The 15,916-nt window shown below is 65.9% G+C and carries 13 protein-coding genes; 6 read left to right on the forward strand and 7 right to left on the reverse strand.

Features of this window, described 5'->3' with window-relative positions:
- The 3 genes from ACE3TJ_RS01215 to ACE3TJ_RS01225 form a co-directional block, all read right to left on the reverse strand.
- Positions 1-1,203: a cytochrome P450 gene (locus ACE3TJ_RS01215; protein ID WP_374593063.1), complete on the reverse strand. Its 1,203-nt coding sequence runs from the start codon at positions 1,201-1,203 to the stop codon at positions 1-3.
- Between the two features lie 24 nt (positions 1,204-1,227).
- The gene (locus ACE3TJ_RS01220) at positions 1,228-1,548 is read right to left on the reverse strand and encodes a 2Fe-2S iron-sulfur cluster-binding protein (RefSeq protein ID WP_374593065.1); all 321 of its coding nucleotides are present in this window, start codon (positions 1,546-1,548) and stop codon (positions 1,228-1,230) included.
- Between the two features lie 80 nt (positions 1,549-1,628).
- On the reverse strand, positions 1,629-3,776 hold the full coding sequence (locus tag ACE3TJ_RS01225; protein ID WP_374593067.1) for a TonB-dependent receptor: 2,148 nt from the start codon (positions 3,774-3,776) through the stop codon (positions 1,629-1,631).
- Positions 3,777-4,104: 328 nt separating this feature from the next.
- Here ACE3TJ_RS01225 and ACE3TJ_RS01230 point away from each other — a divergent pair, with 328 nt between their 5' ends.
- From ACE3TJ_RS01230 to ACE3TJ_RS01250, 5 genes are read left to right on the forward strand one after another with little or no spacing between them, the layout of a single operon-like run.
- Positions 4,105-5,586 (forward strand): aldehyde dehydrogenase, encoded by a 1,482-nt coding sequence (locus ACE3TJ_RS01230; protein WP_374593069.1) that lies wholly within the window; start codon positions 4,105-4,107, stop codon positions 5,584-5,586.
- A 29-nt stretch (positions 5,587-5,615) separates the two neighbouring features.
- Positions 5,616-7,673: a PQQ-dependent dehydrogenase, methanol/ethanol family gene (locus ACE3TJ_RS01235; protein WP_374593070.1), complete on the forward strand. Its 2,058-nt coding sequence runs from the start codon at positions 5,616-5,618 to the stop codon at positions 7,671-7,673.
- Between the two features lie 33 nt (positions 7,674-7,706).
- On the forward strand, positions 7,707-8,501 hold the full coding sequence (locus ACE3TJ_RS01240; protein ID WP_374593072.1) for an SDR family oxidoreductase: 795 nt from the start codon (positions 7,707-7,709) through the stop codon (positions 8,499-8,501).
- A complete protein-coding gene (locus ACE3TJ_RS01245; RefSeq protein ID WP_374593074.1) occupies positions 8,498-9,247 on the forward strand; it encodes an enoyl-CoA hydratase-related protein in 750 nt (249 codons plus the stop codon). The genes ACE3TJ_RS01240 and ACE3TJ_RS01245 overlap by 4 nt, the downstream gene beginning before the upstream one ends.
- Positions 9,244-10,089, forward strand: coding sequence for an alpha/beta fold hydrolase (locus ACE3TJ_RS01250; protein ID WP_374593077.1), 846 nt, complete (start codon positions 9,244-9,246; stop codon positions 10,087-10,089). The genes ACE3TJ_RS01245 and ACE3TJ_RS01250 overlap by 4 nt, the downstream gene beginning before the upstream one ends.
- Here ACE3TJ_RS01250 and ACE3TJ_RS01255 read toward each other — a convergent pair.
- Together ACE3TJ_RS01255 and ACE3TJ_RS01260 are read right to left on the reverse strand one after the other, a co-directional pair.
- On the reverse strand, positions 10,086-11,624 hold the full coding sequence (locus tag ACE3TJ_RS01255; protein ID WP_374593079.1) for a class I adenylate-forming enzyme family protein: 1,539 nt from the start codon (positions 11,622-11,624) through the stop codon (positions 10,086-10,088). The two genes, ACE3TJ_RS01250 and ACE3TJ_RS01255, sit on opposite strands and share 4 nt — an antisense overlap.
- Positions 11,621-12,541: an acyl-CoA thioesterase gene (locus ACE3TJ_RS01260; RefSeq protein WP_374593081.1), complete on the reverse strand. Its 921-nt coding sequence runs from the start codon at positions 12,539-12,541 to the stop codon at positions 11,621-11,623. The genes ACE3TJ_RS01255 and ACE3TJ_RS01260 overlap by 4 nt, the downstream gene beginning before the upstream one ends.
- Positions 12,542-12,636: 95 nt before the next feature.
- On the opposite strand from ACE3TJ_RS01260, the gene ACE3TJ_RS01265 reads away from it, so the two are divergent.
- Entirely contained in the window at positions 12,637-13,362 is a 726-nt protein-coding gene (locus ACE3TJ_RS01265) for a nitroreductase (RefSeq protein WP_374593083.1), read from the forward strand.
- On the opposite strand, the gene ACE3TJ_RS01270 is transcribed toward ACE3TJ_RS01265, so the two are convergent.
- Positions 13,359-14,750: an FAD-dependent oxidoreductase gene (locus ACE3TJ_RS01270; RefSeq protein WP_374593085.1), complete on the reverse strand. Its 1,392-nt coding sequence runs from the start codon at positions 14,748-14,750 to the stop codon at positions 13,359-13,361. The two genes, ACE3TJ_RS01265 and ACE3TJ_RS01270, sit on opposite strands and share 4 nt — an antisense overlap.
- A gap of 22 nt (positions 14,751-14,772) precedes the next feature.
- Positions 14,773-15,903, reverse strand: a complete 1,131-nt coding sequence (locus tag ACE3TJ_RS01275) for a dihydrolipoamide acetyltransferase family protein (protein WP_374593087.1) — start codon at positions 15,901-15,903, stop codon at positions 14,773-14,775.
- Between the last annotated feature and the right edge of the window lie 13 nt (positions 15,904-15,916).

Here is a 15,916-nt window from a genome sequence, read left to right on the forward strand (position 1 = left end):
TCAGGCGGCCTTCAAGCGGCGTCCCGGCGTGAAGGTGATCGGCAGCGTCTTCAGCGCACGCGCCTCGCTCGGCGTGTATTCGGGGCGGAAGTCGTCCGGCACGCTGAAATCGGGAACGCGCGCGAGCATAGTCTTGAGGCAGGTTTCCAGCATCACGCGCGCATAGTGGCGCCCGATGCAGACATGCCCGCCCGAACCGAACGTCATGTGATCGCGCGCATCGCGGTCGATGATGCATTTGTCCGGTTCCGGAAACTTCACCGGGTCGCGGTTCGCCGCACCATTCAGCGCCAGCACGAAATCGCCGGGTTCGAGCGGACCGCCATCAAGCTCGGTCGACTGCGTCACCGTGCGGCGCAGCGCCGTGATCGGCGTCGTGAAGCGCAGGAACTCCTCGATAGCGACCGGCCACGGCACCTCTCCCGAGGTCAGCCGCGCTTTGTCCGCCGGGTTCCGCGCGAGGTGGAACAGCGAGCCGCTCATGGCCGAACTCGTCGAATCGAGCGCGCCGAACAGCGTGAGCAGCAGCACCTGATAGCCTTCGACATCGGTGAGTTTGCGCCCATCGAACTCCTCCTCGATCAGGCACTGCACGAGGTCGTCCTTGCGCGGCGCGGTGCGGCGCGCGGTGCATATGGCGGTGAGATATTCGGCGATCTCGCCGTAGCGCTGCACCCAACCGTCGTGATCGACCATGCGGTTGTGGACCATCCACAAAAGCTTGTCGCCGATCATCCGGCGGTCTTCCATCGGCACGCCGAGCACGGGGAGCATCGTCATCGCAAGGAAAGGCCGCGTGAGTTCGTTCACCGCATCGGCTGATCCGCGTTCGATGAAGTCGTCGATCAGCGTATCGGCGACGTTCTGTACGCGCACCCGATCCGCATCCGCCGCTTCCTGCGTGAAGAAGCGATTGAGCACGCGGCGCCAGCGCGTGTGCTGCGGCGGATCGAGATCGACCGGAAGCAGGCGCACGAGCTGGTCGGGAAGCCCCGAGCCCTCGGCCGAGCTGAACGTCCGGAAATCCGAGAACACCCGCTTCACGCCGTCATAGCTCGTCGGGAAATAGAAGCCGCCAAGCTGGTCCGAATGGCCAAGCGGGCATTTGCCGGAGCGCAGCTTCGTGTAGAGCGAATACGGATCCTGCATGATCTGCGGGTCGTGGTGATTGAAATGCGTTTCGGTGACGTTGGAACGCGTCATGGTCGAACCTCCCGCTTTTATGCCCTACCTCTGACTGCGCGGTGTCAGCACGGTGATGCCGTCCATCTCCGCCGTGATCCTGATCTGGCAGCTGAGCCGGCTGCGATCGTCGACGTCGACGCCGAATTCCAGCATGTCGCGCTCGTCGTCGGTGATCGTACCGGTGATCGCCTGCCATTCGGCGGGAATGAAGACGTGGCATGTCGCGCAGGCGCACGCGCCGCCGCACTCGCCCTCGATCGCGGCGACACCGTTCTTCACGGCAGCTTCCATGAGTGAAACGCCGGGCTCTGCGTTCACTTCGTGCTCGGCCCCGCCATGCTCAACGTAAATGATCCTGACCATCGATCGCCTCTTGCCTCATGCGCGAGAACGGCGGCACCCCGCGATGCCGCCGCACTCATATCAACCCACCTGCGCGCGCGTCACCGCGTCTTGACGCTGAACGTGACGCCGAACGTGCGCGGCGGCGCGAGGAACTGGATATCGCCAAGCGCCTGCTCCGTCCGGTTCAGATAATAATCCTTGTCGAACAGGTTGCGCGCCCAGAGCTTCACGCCGAACTTTTCGCTCGTCGATGTCCAGCCGAGCGACGCATTGACGACGGTGTAGCCGGGGATCGCGAGCCGGTTCGCCGCCGACACATACACCTTGTCGCGGAACGACAGCGTGCCGTTCAGGTTGAACGTGCCGACATCCGTCGGCATCGCATAGTCGAGCGCCACGTTGCCGCTCACCTTGGGCGCGTAAATGAGATCATTGCCCGTGGCATCGATCGTGGTTTGCGGCCCATCGAGCGGCGAGGGCGGCGTGTAGGTCGCATCGGGGAAGTCGGTGTACTCGCTGTCGAGAACGCCGAGCCCGCCGGAAAGCGTCAGTTCATTGGTCACGCGCCAGGCCGCATCGATATCGATGCCCTTCACTTCCGCCTTGGCCGCATTCGTCGTCAGCACAGCGCCGCCGCCGGTGATGTTGAAGACCTGAATGTCCTTATACTTGTAGAAGAACGCCGCGATGTTGAAGCGCACGCGCCGATCGAAAAGCTGGGTCTTCAGGCCCGCTTCGAACGCATCGAGGATTTCCGGATTGTAGCCGGGCGTGTCCGCATTGATCATGTTGAAGCCGCCGCTCTTGATGCCGCGGTTGTATGAAAGATAGCCGAGGATATCGTCCGAGAAATCGTGATCGAGCGCGACGCGCCAGGTCAGTTTCTTGAAGTTCTGTTTCTGATGCGTGAGGTCTTCAGGCAAAACGACGACACCGTCGCCGACGATGCTGCCCTTGGTCTTCTGATCTTCGGTCGTATAGCGCAGGCCGAACGTCAGGCCGGTACTCTCCGTCAGGGGAATCGTCGCCTGACCGTATGCTGACAGCGATTCGGTGTTCTGCGATCCGTAGAGATCGAGCGTGGTGAACGGCGCCGCGCCGAACCCCTCGATCCTGAGCGGCGTATAGGCATAGTCGGCGTTGAAGTAGTAAGCGCCGAGCAGCCAGTCGATCGCGGAGCCGCTGGGCGCCAGCAGCTGGAATTCCTGCGACCAGCTCTCGGCGAACTGGTTGATGTCCGCCCGCACGATCGGCGTGGGCGTCGCATCCTGATCGAGGTGGAAGTCCCCGTCGACGTGACGGTAGCCGGTGAGGCTGACGAAGCGCGCGAAATCGAAATCATGATCGATGCGCAGCGAGCCGCCGTAGACTTCGTTGTCGCCCGTGTTCTTCCAGTCCGTGTTGGTCTTGCGCTTGCCGGGCCACGAGGTCACGCCGTCAACACCGATCACGCCCTCGGCGAGCTGGTAGTCGGTCCCTGTCGACTTCAGGCGGCTGTAGTCCGCGCTGAGGCGGATTTCCGTCCGCTCGCCCGCCGTCCAGAGAATCTTCGAGCGCAGGCCGAGTTCGTTGCGCTTGAAGATGTCCGCATCGCGGTTGATGTCGTGTCCGTAGCCGTCGCCGTTTCGCGCGTAGACGACCGAAAGATCGGCCGCGAGGTTGGCGCCGAGCCCGGTGGTCGCATAGGCCGAAGCCTCGATCGTGTCGTACTTGCCGTAGCCGATGTCACCCTGGAACAGCGGTTCCGTTTCGGGATCGCGCGTCACGATCTGGATGACGCCCCCGGTCGCGTTGCGGCCGAACAGCGTGCCCTGTGGTCCCTTGAGCACCTCGATCCGCTCGATGTTGTTGTAGCGGAAGATGTTGCCGGTCACGGACGGGATGTAGATGCCGTCGATGTAGGTCGCGACCGAGGCCTCGTCGTTCGGGTTCGACTGGTTCGAACCGACGCCGCGCAGGAATGGCGTGATCGACACGCCGTTCTGCGTAAGCGTCAGGTTCGGAACCGCAACTTCCAGCGACATCGAGTCTGCGATGCCGCGCGCGGCCAGCGCCTCTGCCGTCACCGCGTTCACGGCGATCGGCACCTGCTGAAGCGACTCGGACTGGCGCTGCGCCGTGACGACGATCTCCGTCAGCGCTAGGGAATCGGATGCGGACTGTTCGGTTGCCGTTTGCGCATGGCTCCCACCCGCGAGGCAGAGCGCCATCGCCGTGCAGCCGACAAAAATATGCTTGTGCTTCATCGATCTCTCCCCCGCCAAAACCTCAGTTGCCCATCTGTATGTCGTGCAGATGAATCGTACATTGTTAGGCTAATTAGCAATAGTTCGAAGGCTACGCAACGTGCAGATTGAAACAGCGCAAGGTTTCTTCGCATGACGCATCGCAAGTGCCACACTTCTGCCGATTATGCCGCGCTGCAGCAAAGCCGCGCACGCACGCCCCTCGAAAGTGCGAGTTTCGGAAACCTTCAAAAACGGGCGGACTTCTTGTCGGAACAATAAAACGTTGTTAGGCTGATCGCTCAAGGCTCCATTCCAGGCGAGCCGATCGAGACATAAAGGGGAGGTCATGAGTTCGCACGAAACCGTGCTGGACCGCGTGCGGCGCGGTCGTTTCCTGATCGGCGACACGTGGCGGGAGCCCGTCGGCCGCCGCATGTTCGACATCGTGACACCCTCCGACGAGACGGTATTCGCCAGCGTGCCCTGCGCCGCGGCCAAGGATATCGACGACGCCGTCGCTGCAGCGCGGAACGCGTTCGATGAAGGGCCGTGGCCGCGCATGAGCCCGGTCGAACGCGCCGCATATCTCACCCGCATCGCCGACGCGCTCGAGGCGAACAGCGACATCTTCGGCAATATCTGGACGCACGAGGTCGGCGGTCTCATCGGCCACGCCGGGCACATGGTCGCCGTCTCGGCGGGCATCTTTCGCGATTACGCGCGGCTCGCCTCCGAATTTCCCTTCATCGAGCGGCACACGCCGACTGCGGGCGGCAACGTTGGCCTGCTGATCCACGAACCCGTCGGCGTCGTCGGGGCGATCATTCCCTGGAACGGCCCGATATTGATGCTCGCCTCGAAGCTCGCCCCGGCGCTGCTCGCAGGCTGCACGGTGGTGGTGAAGATGTCCCCCGAAGCGCCGCTCGAAGCGGTCCTGCTCGGCGAGATCTGTCAGGAAATCGGCCTGCCGCCCGGTGTCGTCAACGTGCTGATGGCGGACCGCGAAGAATCGGAGCTACTCGTGCGCCACGAAGGCGTCGACAAGATCAGCTTCACGGGATCGAGCGCGGTCGGCCAGCACGTCGCCTCGATCTGCGGTGCCCGCATGGCGCGGGCAACGCTGGAGCTTGGCGGCAAGTCCGCCGCGGTCGTGCTCGATGATGCGCCGATCGAAAGCGTCGTGCAGGCGGTCGCACCGCAGGTGAGCATGATGGGAATGCAGTTCTGCTCGGCGCTGAGCCGCGTCGTTGTCCCCCGCCACCGCCACGATCGGGTTGTCGAAGGGCTTGCCGCCGCACTCGGCACCGTGCGCGTGGGCGATCCGTTCGATCCGGCAACCGAAATGGGCCCGATGTCGATGCGCCGCCAGCTTGCGCGCGTCGAGGATTTCATCGCCAGCGGCAAGGCCGAGGGACTGACTCTCGCGACCGGCGGCGCGCGCCCGGCGGGCCTCAACAGCGGTTTCTACATCGAGCCGACCGTGTTCGGCGACGCTCCGCCGAACGCACGCGTGGCGCGCGAGGAAATCTTCGGCCCGGTGATCACCGTGATCCCCGCGCGTGACGAAGAGGATGCCATCGCCATCGCGAACGCCACCGAATTCGGCCTCAACAATTCGGTGTTCACGGCGGACCCGGAACGCTTCATGCAGGTCGCACGCCGCCTGCGCTCGGGCACCGTGGGCCACAATGCGTTCCGCAGCGATTTCGGCATCGCATTCGGCGGCTTCAAGCGTTCCGGCATCGGGCGCGAGGGCGGACGCGCCGGTCTGATGCCGTATCTCGAAAGCAAAACCGTGATCATGGACGAGGAACCGGCGGCTCGATAACCGCCGCCTTGGGGAGTCTTGGGGGATCTATGAAATCGCTGTTCGGCGCGCTCGGCGCGGCACTGGCAATCCTGACTTCGGGCTGCGGCGGAACGGGCGGCACGCCCCCTGCCCCCGCCGAATGGCCCTATCACGGCGGCGACCAGCAGGAGCAGCGCTACAGCCCATTGGATGCGATCAACCGCGATACGGTCGGCCGCCTCGGCCTCGCCTGGTATCACGAATTCGAAAGCGATCGCGGGCAGGAAGCGACGCCGATCGTTTCTGACGGCGTCATTTACGTCAGCACCGGCTGGGCCGAAATCTATGCTTTCGACGCCGAAACCGGGAAGCTGCTCTGGCGCTACGATCCCGAGGTGCCGCGCTCGGCGCTGGTCAGCGCCTGCTGCGACGCGGTCAATCGCGGCGTCGCAGTCTCGGGCGGCAAGGTCTTCGTCGGCACGCTCGACGGCCGTCTCGTCGCCGTCGACGCGAAGACGGGCAAGCTGGCGTGGTCGGTGAACACGCTCGAAGGCCAGCCGAAAGCGATGCGCTACACGATCACCGGCGCGCCGCGCGCGGTGAAGGACAAGATCGTCATCGGCAACGGCGGCGCCGAAATGGGCGTGCGCGGCTTCGTCTCGGCCTTCGAGGCCGCGACCGGCAAGCTCGCGTGGCGCTTCTACCTGACGCCGAACCCGGAAGGAAAAGCCGACGGCGCGGCCTCGGACGACGTGCTGCGCGCGAAGGCCGCCGCCACGTGGGGCGACGGCGACTGGAAGGAAAGCGGCGGCGGCGGCACCGCATGGGATTCGATGATGTACGATCCCGAGTCGAACCTCCTTTACATCGGCTCGGGCAACGGCAGCCCGTTCGACTGGAATCGCCGCTCGGGCGGCAAGGGCGACAATCTGTTCCTGTCCTCGATCGTCGCGGTCGATCCCGATACGGGTCGCTATGCGTGGCACTACCAGACGACGCCCGAGGATGCGTGGGACTACACCGCCACGCAGCAGATCATGACGGCGAAGCTCACCATCGGCGGCAAGCCGCGCGATGTCGTGATGCAGGCGCCGAAGAATGGCTTCTTCTACGTGCTCGACAAGCGCACAGGCGAACTCATTTCCGCCGAGCCCTTCGCCCCCGTCACATGGGCAAAGGGCGTCGACATGAAGACGGGGCGCCCGATCCTCGCCGACAATGTCCACTACAAGGATACGCCCGTCGTCATCCAGCCGGGGCCGTTCGGCGCGCACTCGTGGCACGCGATGTCGTTCAGTCCGCGCACGGGCCTCGTTTACATCCCCGTGCAGCTGATGATCGGCGAATACGAGCGCGACCCCGCCTTCAAGCGCCGACCGATGGGCCAGAACGTCGCGCTCGCCATGAAGGAATTCCCGGAAGACCAGCTCGATGCCATCCGCAAGGTGACGAAGGGCCAGCTCCTCGCGTGGGACCCGGTCGCGCAGAAGGCGCGCTGGTCGGTGGAGCATCCGTGGTTCCTGAACGGCGGCACGCTCGCCACGGCAGGCGATCTTGTCTTCCAGGGCAATGCCGAGGGCAAGTTCGTCGCCTACGACGCAGCAACCGGCAAGGTGCTGTGGAGCTTCAACACCGAACACGGCATCATCGCCGCGCCCGTCTCCTACAGCCTCAAGGGCGAGCAATATGTCGCGGTGATGGTCGGCATCGGCGGCGCCGGTTCGCTGGTCGGCAAGCTGGTGCCGAACCGACCGAGGATGCCGGGCCGGCTGATGGTGTTCAAGCTCGGCGGCACGGCGAAGGCCGCGCCCTATGAAGCGCTTTACCGCGAACGGCTCGACCTCGAAGGCGTGACCTCAGCGGGCGATGCGGATGCGGGCATGGCCGAATACAACAAGACCTGCGGCGTCTGCCACGGCGCGAACGCGTCCGTCGCCTACACCGCCGATCTTCGCCGCTCGGGCGCCCTCGTCGACGCGAAGCTCTGGAAGGACATCGTGATCGACGGCGTTCTCGCCGATAACGGCATGGTCGGCTTCAAGAGTATCCTGACACCGCAGGAGGCCGAGAATATCCGCGCCTATGTGCTTCGGCAGGCGCGCAAGGACGTGCCAAACGGGCAATAAGAGGCGCGCCGTTCAAAAAGCAGGAGTTGCATCATGGGTACATTTTCGCCGGACGTCCTGAAGGGCAAGGTCGCCTTCGTCGCGGGAGGGTCGAGCGGCATCAACCTTGGCATCGCGCACGGGCTTGCCGAGGCAGGCGCGCGCGTCGCCATTATCAGCCGAAAGATCGAGAAGGTTGACGCCGCCGTCGCGGAGCTTCGCGCCGCCGGGCATGAGGCGATGGGCTCCGCCGCCGACGTGCGCGACTACGCTGCCGTCGAAGCCGCGCTCGCAGCCGTTCACGAGGCATGGGGCGAGATCGACATCGTGATTTCGGGCGCCGCCGGAAACTTCCTCGCACCCGCAGCCGCCATGTCGGCCAACGCGTTCCGCACGGTGGTGGACATCGATCTCATCGGCACCTTCCACGTGCTGCGCGCCGCCTATGCGTTTCTGCGCAAGCCCGGCGCGTCGGTCATCTCGATTACCGCCGGGCAGGCGGTGAACCCCACCGCCTTTCAGTCGCACGTGTGCGCCGCGAAGGCGGGGATCAACATGCTGACGAAATGCCTCGCGCTCGAATGGGGTCCGGCGGGCGTGCGCGTCAACGCCATCGCGCCGGGGCCGATCCGTGATACCGAGGGCATGGCGCGGCTGACGCCGACCCCCGAAGCCGAAGCCGCGCTGAAGCGCATGATTCCGCTCGGCGATTATGGCGAGAAGCGTGACATCGCCGATCTTTCGGTATTCCTGTCGAGCGACAGCGCTAAATACATTACCGGCGCGATCCTCGACTGCGACGGCGGCTCCTCGATGACAATCCGCGGCCTGATCGACATGACGCAATGACCGAGGGGCTGCGCGTCGAAACCGATGCGGGTGTGACGACGATCACCCTCGCCCGCCCGGAAAAGAAGAACGCGATCACCGATGCGATGTACGGCGGCATCGCCGACGCGCTGGGTGCCGCGGCAGCCGATGATGCCGTGCGCGCGGTGGTGATCGCCGGAGACGGCGCGGACTTCTGCGCGGGCAACGACATTTCGATGTTCGCGGACGGACGGGATGCGGTGTCGTCCTCGAACGTCGGACCGTTTCTCAACGCGCTCACCGGCTTTCCGAAACCGATCGTTGCCGCCGTCACCGGCCGCGCAATTGGCGTCGGTGTCACCATGCTTCTGCACTGCGACCTCGTTTACGTTGCCCATGACGCGACGCTGGTCACGCCCTTCATCGACCTCGGGCTCGTGCCAGAAGCAGGCTCGGGTCGGCTGCTCCCTGAACGCATCGGCCACGTCCGCGCATTCGCGCTGTTCGCGCTCGGCGAGCGCCTGAGCGGCGACGAAGCCGCCACGCTTGGCATCGCGAACCGCGCGCTCGCGGCGGACGCGGTGTTGCCGGCAGCGATGGCAGCGGCACGCGCACTCGCCGAAAAGCCCGCGTCCGCAATCGCCGCGACCAAGCGGCTGATGCGCGACGCGGACACCCTGCGTGCCGCGCTTTCGGCGGACCGCGAGGCCTTCCTGCGGCAGCTTGAAACCCCGGAGGCCGCCGCAGCCTTCGCAGCCTTCGCCGCACGCAAGGGGCCGCGATGACCGCTGCCGCTGAGGTTGTGTTCACGTCGGCGGAAGGTGGACGGCTCGTCGGTACGCGCATGGGGCCCGAAACAGGCCCGCTCGTCCTGCTGCTGCATGGCGGCGGGCAGACCCGCCACGCGTGGGCGCGCGCCTCGATCCGGCTGGCGGAAGAAGGCTACCACGTCGTCCGCTACGACGCGCGCGGCCACGGCGACAGCGATTGGTCGGCCACGAAAGACTATTCGATGCTCGCGCACGGCGCCGATCTGCTCGCGGTATTGCGTGCGCTCGGGCGTCCGGCAGCGCTCGTCGGCGCATCGATGGGCGGCATCGCCTCGCTGCTTGCTGCCGCCGAGGCGCCGGAACGCGCGTGGGCGCTTGTGCTTGTCGACATCGTACCGGGGTTTGCCACGAAGGGTGTCGAGCGCGTGCGTACGTTCATGACGGCGAACCCGGAAGGTTTCGCATCGCTCGACGAAGCCGCCGCCACCGTTCGTGCGTACAACCCGGCGCGCGCTGCAAAGAATCCCGAGGGGCTGATGCGCAATCTTCGCAAGGGCGGCGACGGACGCCTCCGCTGGCACTGGGATCCCGCCGTGATCGACAAGAAGCCAGATCCCAGCCTCACCGAGATGCTCTCCGCCAAGCTTGCCGCGCTTCCGACATCGCTACCTTTGTTGCTGGTGGCGGGCGCCGACAGCGATGTGGTGGATGCGGAGGCGCTGGAACGCTTTCAGGCTCAGGCACCGCACGCCGAAACCATCGCCATCGCGCGCGCCGGGCACATGGTCGCGGGTGATCGCAACGACGCCTTCGGCGACACGATCGCCGCGTACCTGAAGCGCACCGTAAAGGGTTAGACCGCGGGCGCGGCGTTGTAGGCCTTCTTGAGCGCGCCGCGGTCGATCTTCAGCGTCGCGCTGCGCGGTATTTCGTCGATGATCGCCATGTGCTTCGGCTGCTTGAAGCGCGCGAGCTTGCCATCGGCGTGCGCAAGCAGAGTGTCGAGCGTCACCGTCGCGCCCGGCTGCGGCTCGATGATCGCCATGCCGACCTCGCCCCAGCGGTCGTCGGGCACCGCGATCACCGCGACCTCCTTCACTCCCGGCGCGTCCGCAAGCACGAGTTCGACCTCGGCCGGATAGATGTTCTCGCCGCCCGACCGATACACCTCGCGCAGCCGGTCGACGATGTAGAGCCGCCCCGCCTCGTCCTTCCGCGCGCAGTCGCCGGTGCGGAACCAGTCGCCGCTGAAATAGTCCTCGCGCGGGCGGTTCCAGTAGCCGGGCGTGATCGCCGGGCCGCGCGTCCAGATCTCGCCGACCTCGCCATCCGGCACATCGTTGCCGTCCGCGTCGACAAGGCGGAGTTCGGTGCCCGACATCACCGTGCCCGAACAGTTCTTCAGCGCCAGCTCGCGCCCCTCCTCAAGCACCGTGACCAGCGGCCCCTGCTCGGTCGACCCGTAGGAAAGCTGGAGGAAGAAACCGCGGTCCTGCCACGTCTGATGCACCCACACCGTTTTCGGCCCCCAGCCCCCGAACAGTGCCGTACGGAGCGCCGGAAACGTCGCCTCCGCAAAATCCGGCAGCGCCGTAACGAGTTCGTACATCTGCAGCACACCGCACATGTGCGTAATTCCTACACCCGGGTCCGTCAGTAGACGCAGCGTCTCGGTCGGATCGAACCGCCGCGTCGTCGTCACCTGCCCGCCCCAGTAGAGCGCCGGATTCGAATAAGTGTTGAGCGCACCCGCGTGGAACAGCGGCACGATGTTGAGGTGGTTGATGCCGCGCTCCGACAGGCGCGAGGTCTGCGCCGCATTCAGCGCGTGATGCTTCAGCGTGCCCTGGCTGCACAGCGCGCCCTTGGGCAGGCCCGTGGTGCCGGAGGTGTAGAGAATGTGCGTGATCGTATCCTCATCATGGCTGCCCCCGGGCATAGCGCCCGACGCCCCTGCAATCAGCGCATCATAGGGACTCTCAGCAATCGTATCGGACCAGAGCAGGCGCGGACCGATGCCGACCGTGTCGGCAACAGCATCGCCGGTTTCGCGCCATGCCGTGTCGCAGATCATCACCTTGGGTGCCGCGTCCTTGGCGAGCGTCACCATCTCGCCCACCGCGAGGCGCCAGCTCATCGGCACGAGGATCAACCCGGCGCGCATACAGGCGAACTGCAACTCGAAGATGCGGATGTCGTTTTCCGCGATCATCGCCACGCGGTCCCGCGGCTGAAGACCGAAATGTTCACGCAGCAGGAAGGCGAGACGGCCGACGCGATCTTCGAGTTCGCCCCACGTTTCCGTCACGCCACGCGCGATATCTGTCAGCGCGGGCGCGTTCGGCCGACGCGCGGCGTGATAGGCGACCCAGTCGTGGACCCAAGGCTTCATTTTCCGCTCTCCTCACCCGCTTTTCTTATGAAGATTTCCTGCGCGACCGAGGCGACGAGCGTCCCTGCCCGGTCGAAAAACCGCCCCGTCGTGAAGCCGCGCCCGTCTGCGGCGCGCGAGGATTCCTGCACGTGCAGCAGCCATTCGTCGGCGCGTACCGGCGCGTGCAGCCATATGGCGTGGTCGAGCGACGCGCCGAAATAGCCGCGCCCGGCAATCAGGTCTTCCCAGCGGATCGGGTGCTGCACGGTAACGGCGTCCGCCATGGTGATGTCGCTTGCATAGACGAACAGCGCCGTGTGCAGCAGCGGATCATCAGGCAGCCGTTCGTCGACGCGCATCCAGATGCGATGATGGCCGTCTCCGATTGTCGGGTCCCACGGGCGCTGATCGATGTGCCGCACGTCGACGGGCCACGGCACGCCGGCGTTCACCGGGAGTTCCGCCCCGTGCATCTCCATCAATTCGATGTCGCGCGAAGGTACGCTTTCCGGGTCCGGCGCATCAGGCATCCGCCACTGGTGCGTCATGCCTTCGCTCGGCCCCGCGAACGAGAAGGTAACGTGCGTCACCGTCTTTCCCGCCTGCTCGGCGCGCACCTGCCGGACGGAAAAGCCCCGTGTATCGCGCAGCCTTTCGACGCTGTAGGAGACCGCGAGCGAAGGGTCGCCGAGGCGAAGGAAGTAGCAGTGCATCGAGTGCATCACGCGGCCTTCAGCAACGGTTGCAGCAGCCGCCATCAGCGCTTCGGCCAGCAGGTGCCCGCCGTAGATGCGATCGAAAACACTGTCGCCCACGGGAACTTCGAAACGGTCGTTCCCCACGGGCACGATCTGGCCGATGCGCGCGATGAGCCTGCGCAGCGATGCGGCGCGATCCTGCCGGGCATTTTCGGTACGTGCGAGGTCTTCAGCCATGCCTTATCCGCCGCAAAACCTGCTCCTCACTTGCTATCATTGCGCAATCCTATAATCAAACATTGTATTGTTTTCAGGCAGGAGGTTTGTCCCAAATGAGTGAAACGTGCACCGACACCGCGCTGCCTGCGGACACGGCGGCTCTGAAGCGGCTGGTGACGGCGCGGCACAGTTGCCGCGCGTTCAAATCCGCGCCCGTTCCGCGCGCCGATATCGAGACGATGCTTGGCATCGCGCAGCAGGCCGCCTCGTGGTGCAATTCGCAGCCCTGGCAGACGATCGTTACCGAAGGCGAGGCAACGGACCGGTTTCGCGATGCGCTCTACTCCTATGCCGCGTCGAACGCGTGGTCGGATCAGGCGAACCGGCCCGAAGCCCCGGACTTCGCGTTCCCCAAGCAGTATGTCGGCATCTACAAACAGCGCCAGCGCGAGACCGGCTGGGCGCTCTACGAAAGCGTCGGCATCACCTATGGCGACCGCGCCGCTTCGGGCAAGCAGATGCTTGAAAACTTCCGCCTGTTCGGCGCGCCGCATGTGATGATCGTGACCACTGAGGACGATCTCGGCGTCTACGGCGCCATCGATTGCGGGGCTTACGTGGCGCACGTGATGCTCGCCGCGCAGAGCCTCGGCATCGCCACGATTGCGCAGGCGGCGCTCGCCGGATGCGCGAACTTCATCCGGGACTGGTTCGATATCCCGCCGCACCGCAGGATCGTCTGCGGCATCTCGTTCGGCTATGCGGACCCCGATCATCCTGCGAACAGCTTCCGCACGACACGCGCGGCGATTGGCGAGGTCGCGCATTTCGTAAGCTAGGCTCGCGCCAGCGCAGCCGCACCCCGCCCGGCAATGCGGCCGAAGATGATGGCGTTGCTGATATAATTGCCGCCGCCGATGTAGCGCTCGCCGAGCACACCGCCCGCCGTCTCCCCTGCCGCATAGAGGCCGGGGATCACGGCTTGGTCGGCGCGGAGCACGCGCGCGTCGGGATCGATGCGAAGCCCCGCCGATGTCGCGCCATAGCTCGCCGCGTGAACCTCCGCCGCGTAGAACGGCGGCGTCTCGATGGTGCTGAGCGGTCCCTTCTTGAAGAACCGGCTGTCCCCGCCCCCGCGCACATCCGCGTTGTACGCGGCGACCGCACCCTCAAGGCCGGCGGCATCGATTCCGGCCTTTGCCGCCAGTTCGGCAAGGCTGTCCGCGACGACCACGCGGCCCTTCTCCGCCTCCTCGGCAAGACGGTCGCACGAATAGGCGTAGTCGCCGACGCCGAGCTTGTCCGCAAACGGGTGCCGCGAAGGCGAAGCCGCGCGTGTCGGCTCGTCGAACACCGCAAAGCACACGCGCCCCGGCTGGTCCTCGATCAAGTGCCCCGCGATGCAATAGGGCCACGTCTCGTCCATGAACCGCTGCCCGTCCCTGTTCACGAACACCAGCCACGGCGGGTGGAAATCGGCAACGTCGCGCGAGAAGCCCGGCGAGGCATTGACCATCAGCCGCCCCTTGCCCGCGATATCTGCGTCCGCCGCGCGGCCCATCAGCAGCCCGTCGCCCCGGCTCGTCTCGGAGCCGAAGTAGAATGACCAGCGCTCGTCCTGCGCGGCGACCTCCGGGTTCAGCTCGGCAAGCAAGGCGCGGTTCGCCCCGTAGCCGCCGGTTGCGAGCACAACCGCGCCCGCACGCATTTCGCCGCCCTGCGCCGAAACACCCACGACCCGCCCGTCTTCAACGAGCAGCGATTCAACGCGCACGCCCGAGTGGATGCCGACGCCGCGCGCGGAGGCCGCACCCAGCAGGTGTTCGAACAGCACCGCGCCCGACCCGTGGGTATGGTGCCCGCGCGGCGTGTCGTCGACGCCGGAAACATAAAGTCCATCGACCGGGAATTCGACACCAAGGCCGATCAGCCATTCGAGCGTCGGCGCCGATTCCTCGCAGAAGCGGCGGATGAGCCACGGCTCCAGCTTCCACTGGTTGAAGGTCATGATGTAGCGGAACATGCGTTCGGCATCGTCCTCGATACCCGCCGCGCGCTGGATGCTCGTCCCCGCCGCGTAGAACACGCCGCCCGAGAGCGCCGTCGATCCACCGGGCCGTTTCCCGGCTTCGAGCACCGTCACCGATGCGCCGTTGTCGGCGGCTTCGATCGCCGCGGCCATGCCGGCCCCGCCCGCGCCAACGACAATCACATCGCAGTCCCGCATCCGTTCCCTCCCCATGCGTTTTTTAGTCGTGCGCGATCAGCAGCCGCGCCGGGTGTTCGAGGAGGTCGACGATCGCCGCGAGGAACCGCGCCGCCGCCGCGCCGTCGATGGCGCGATGGTCGCACGAGAGCGTCAGCGTCACCTCCTGCACCGGTTTCGGCTGGCCGTCGGCACCAAGGCGGAACGTCACGTGCGGCGCACCGACGCCGAGCATGAAGCTCTGATCGGGGTCGATGATCGGCGCGAGTGCGCGCACCCCGAACATGCCGACATTCGAGATGCCGAGCGCGGCCTCTCTCATATCCGCAGCGCCGAGCCGCCCGGTCCGTGCGCGTTCGATCGCAGCATCGAGATCGCGTGCCAGCGCATGAATACCGCCGCGCACCGCAATCACCGGCGCCATCACGCCGCCGGGCGCATCGACAGCGATGCCGATGCCGACCGCGGCAAGCGGCACCGCTTGCCCATCCCGCCACACCACGTTCGCCTCAGGCACCAGCTTCAGCGCGCGCGCCGCAGCGGCAGCGAGGAACGCCGTCACGCTGAGCTTACCCGGCGCCGCCGGATCGGCGTTGAGATCAGCCCGGAGCGCAATCAGCGCATCGAACACCGCGTCCGCAGTGAGATAGAAATGCGGAACCTCGGCCTTACTGCGGCTGACGCGCGCGGCGATTAGTCCGCGTAGGTCGCGCGCCTTGGCCAAGAGTTTCGCCGTCGCCGGTTTTTCGGCAAGCGCCGCACGCACGTCGCCCGCCTGAATCCGTCCGCGCGGGCCGCTCCCAGCGATGTTGGCAAGCGCGATACCGCCGCGTTCGGCAAGGCGGCGCGCGAAGGGCGTCGCACGGATGCGGTTGCCGCTTTGCGCAACCGGAAGCGGTGCAAGTTTGGCCGCCGCGGCTGGCGGCGCATCGGCAACGTGAACCGCCCCCTGCCCCGGCCCGGTCCACAGCGCGACCGCCACGCCGACATCCACGGTCTCACCCGCCGCGACGAGAACCTGCGTGATCCGCCCTGCAGCCGGCGCCTCGATCTCGTTGCTGATCTTGTCGGTCTCGACAACGAACAGCACCTGCCCCTCGGCGACCTCGTCGCCCGGCGCCACGAGCCATTCGGCGATCAGCCCCTCGGACATCGTGAGTCCGAGCTTCGGCATGACGATCGACGCC

It is taken from the genome of Sphingosinicella sp. (assembly GCF_041916975.1).
In the GTDB taxonomy this organism is placed as follows: domain Bacteria; phylum Pseudomonadota; class Alphaproteobacteria; order Sphingomonadales; family Sphingomonadaceae; genus Sphingosinicella.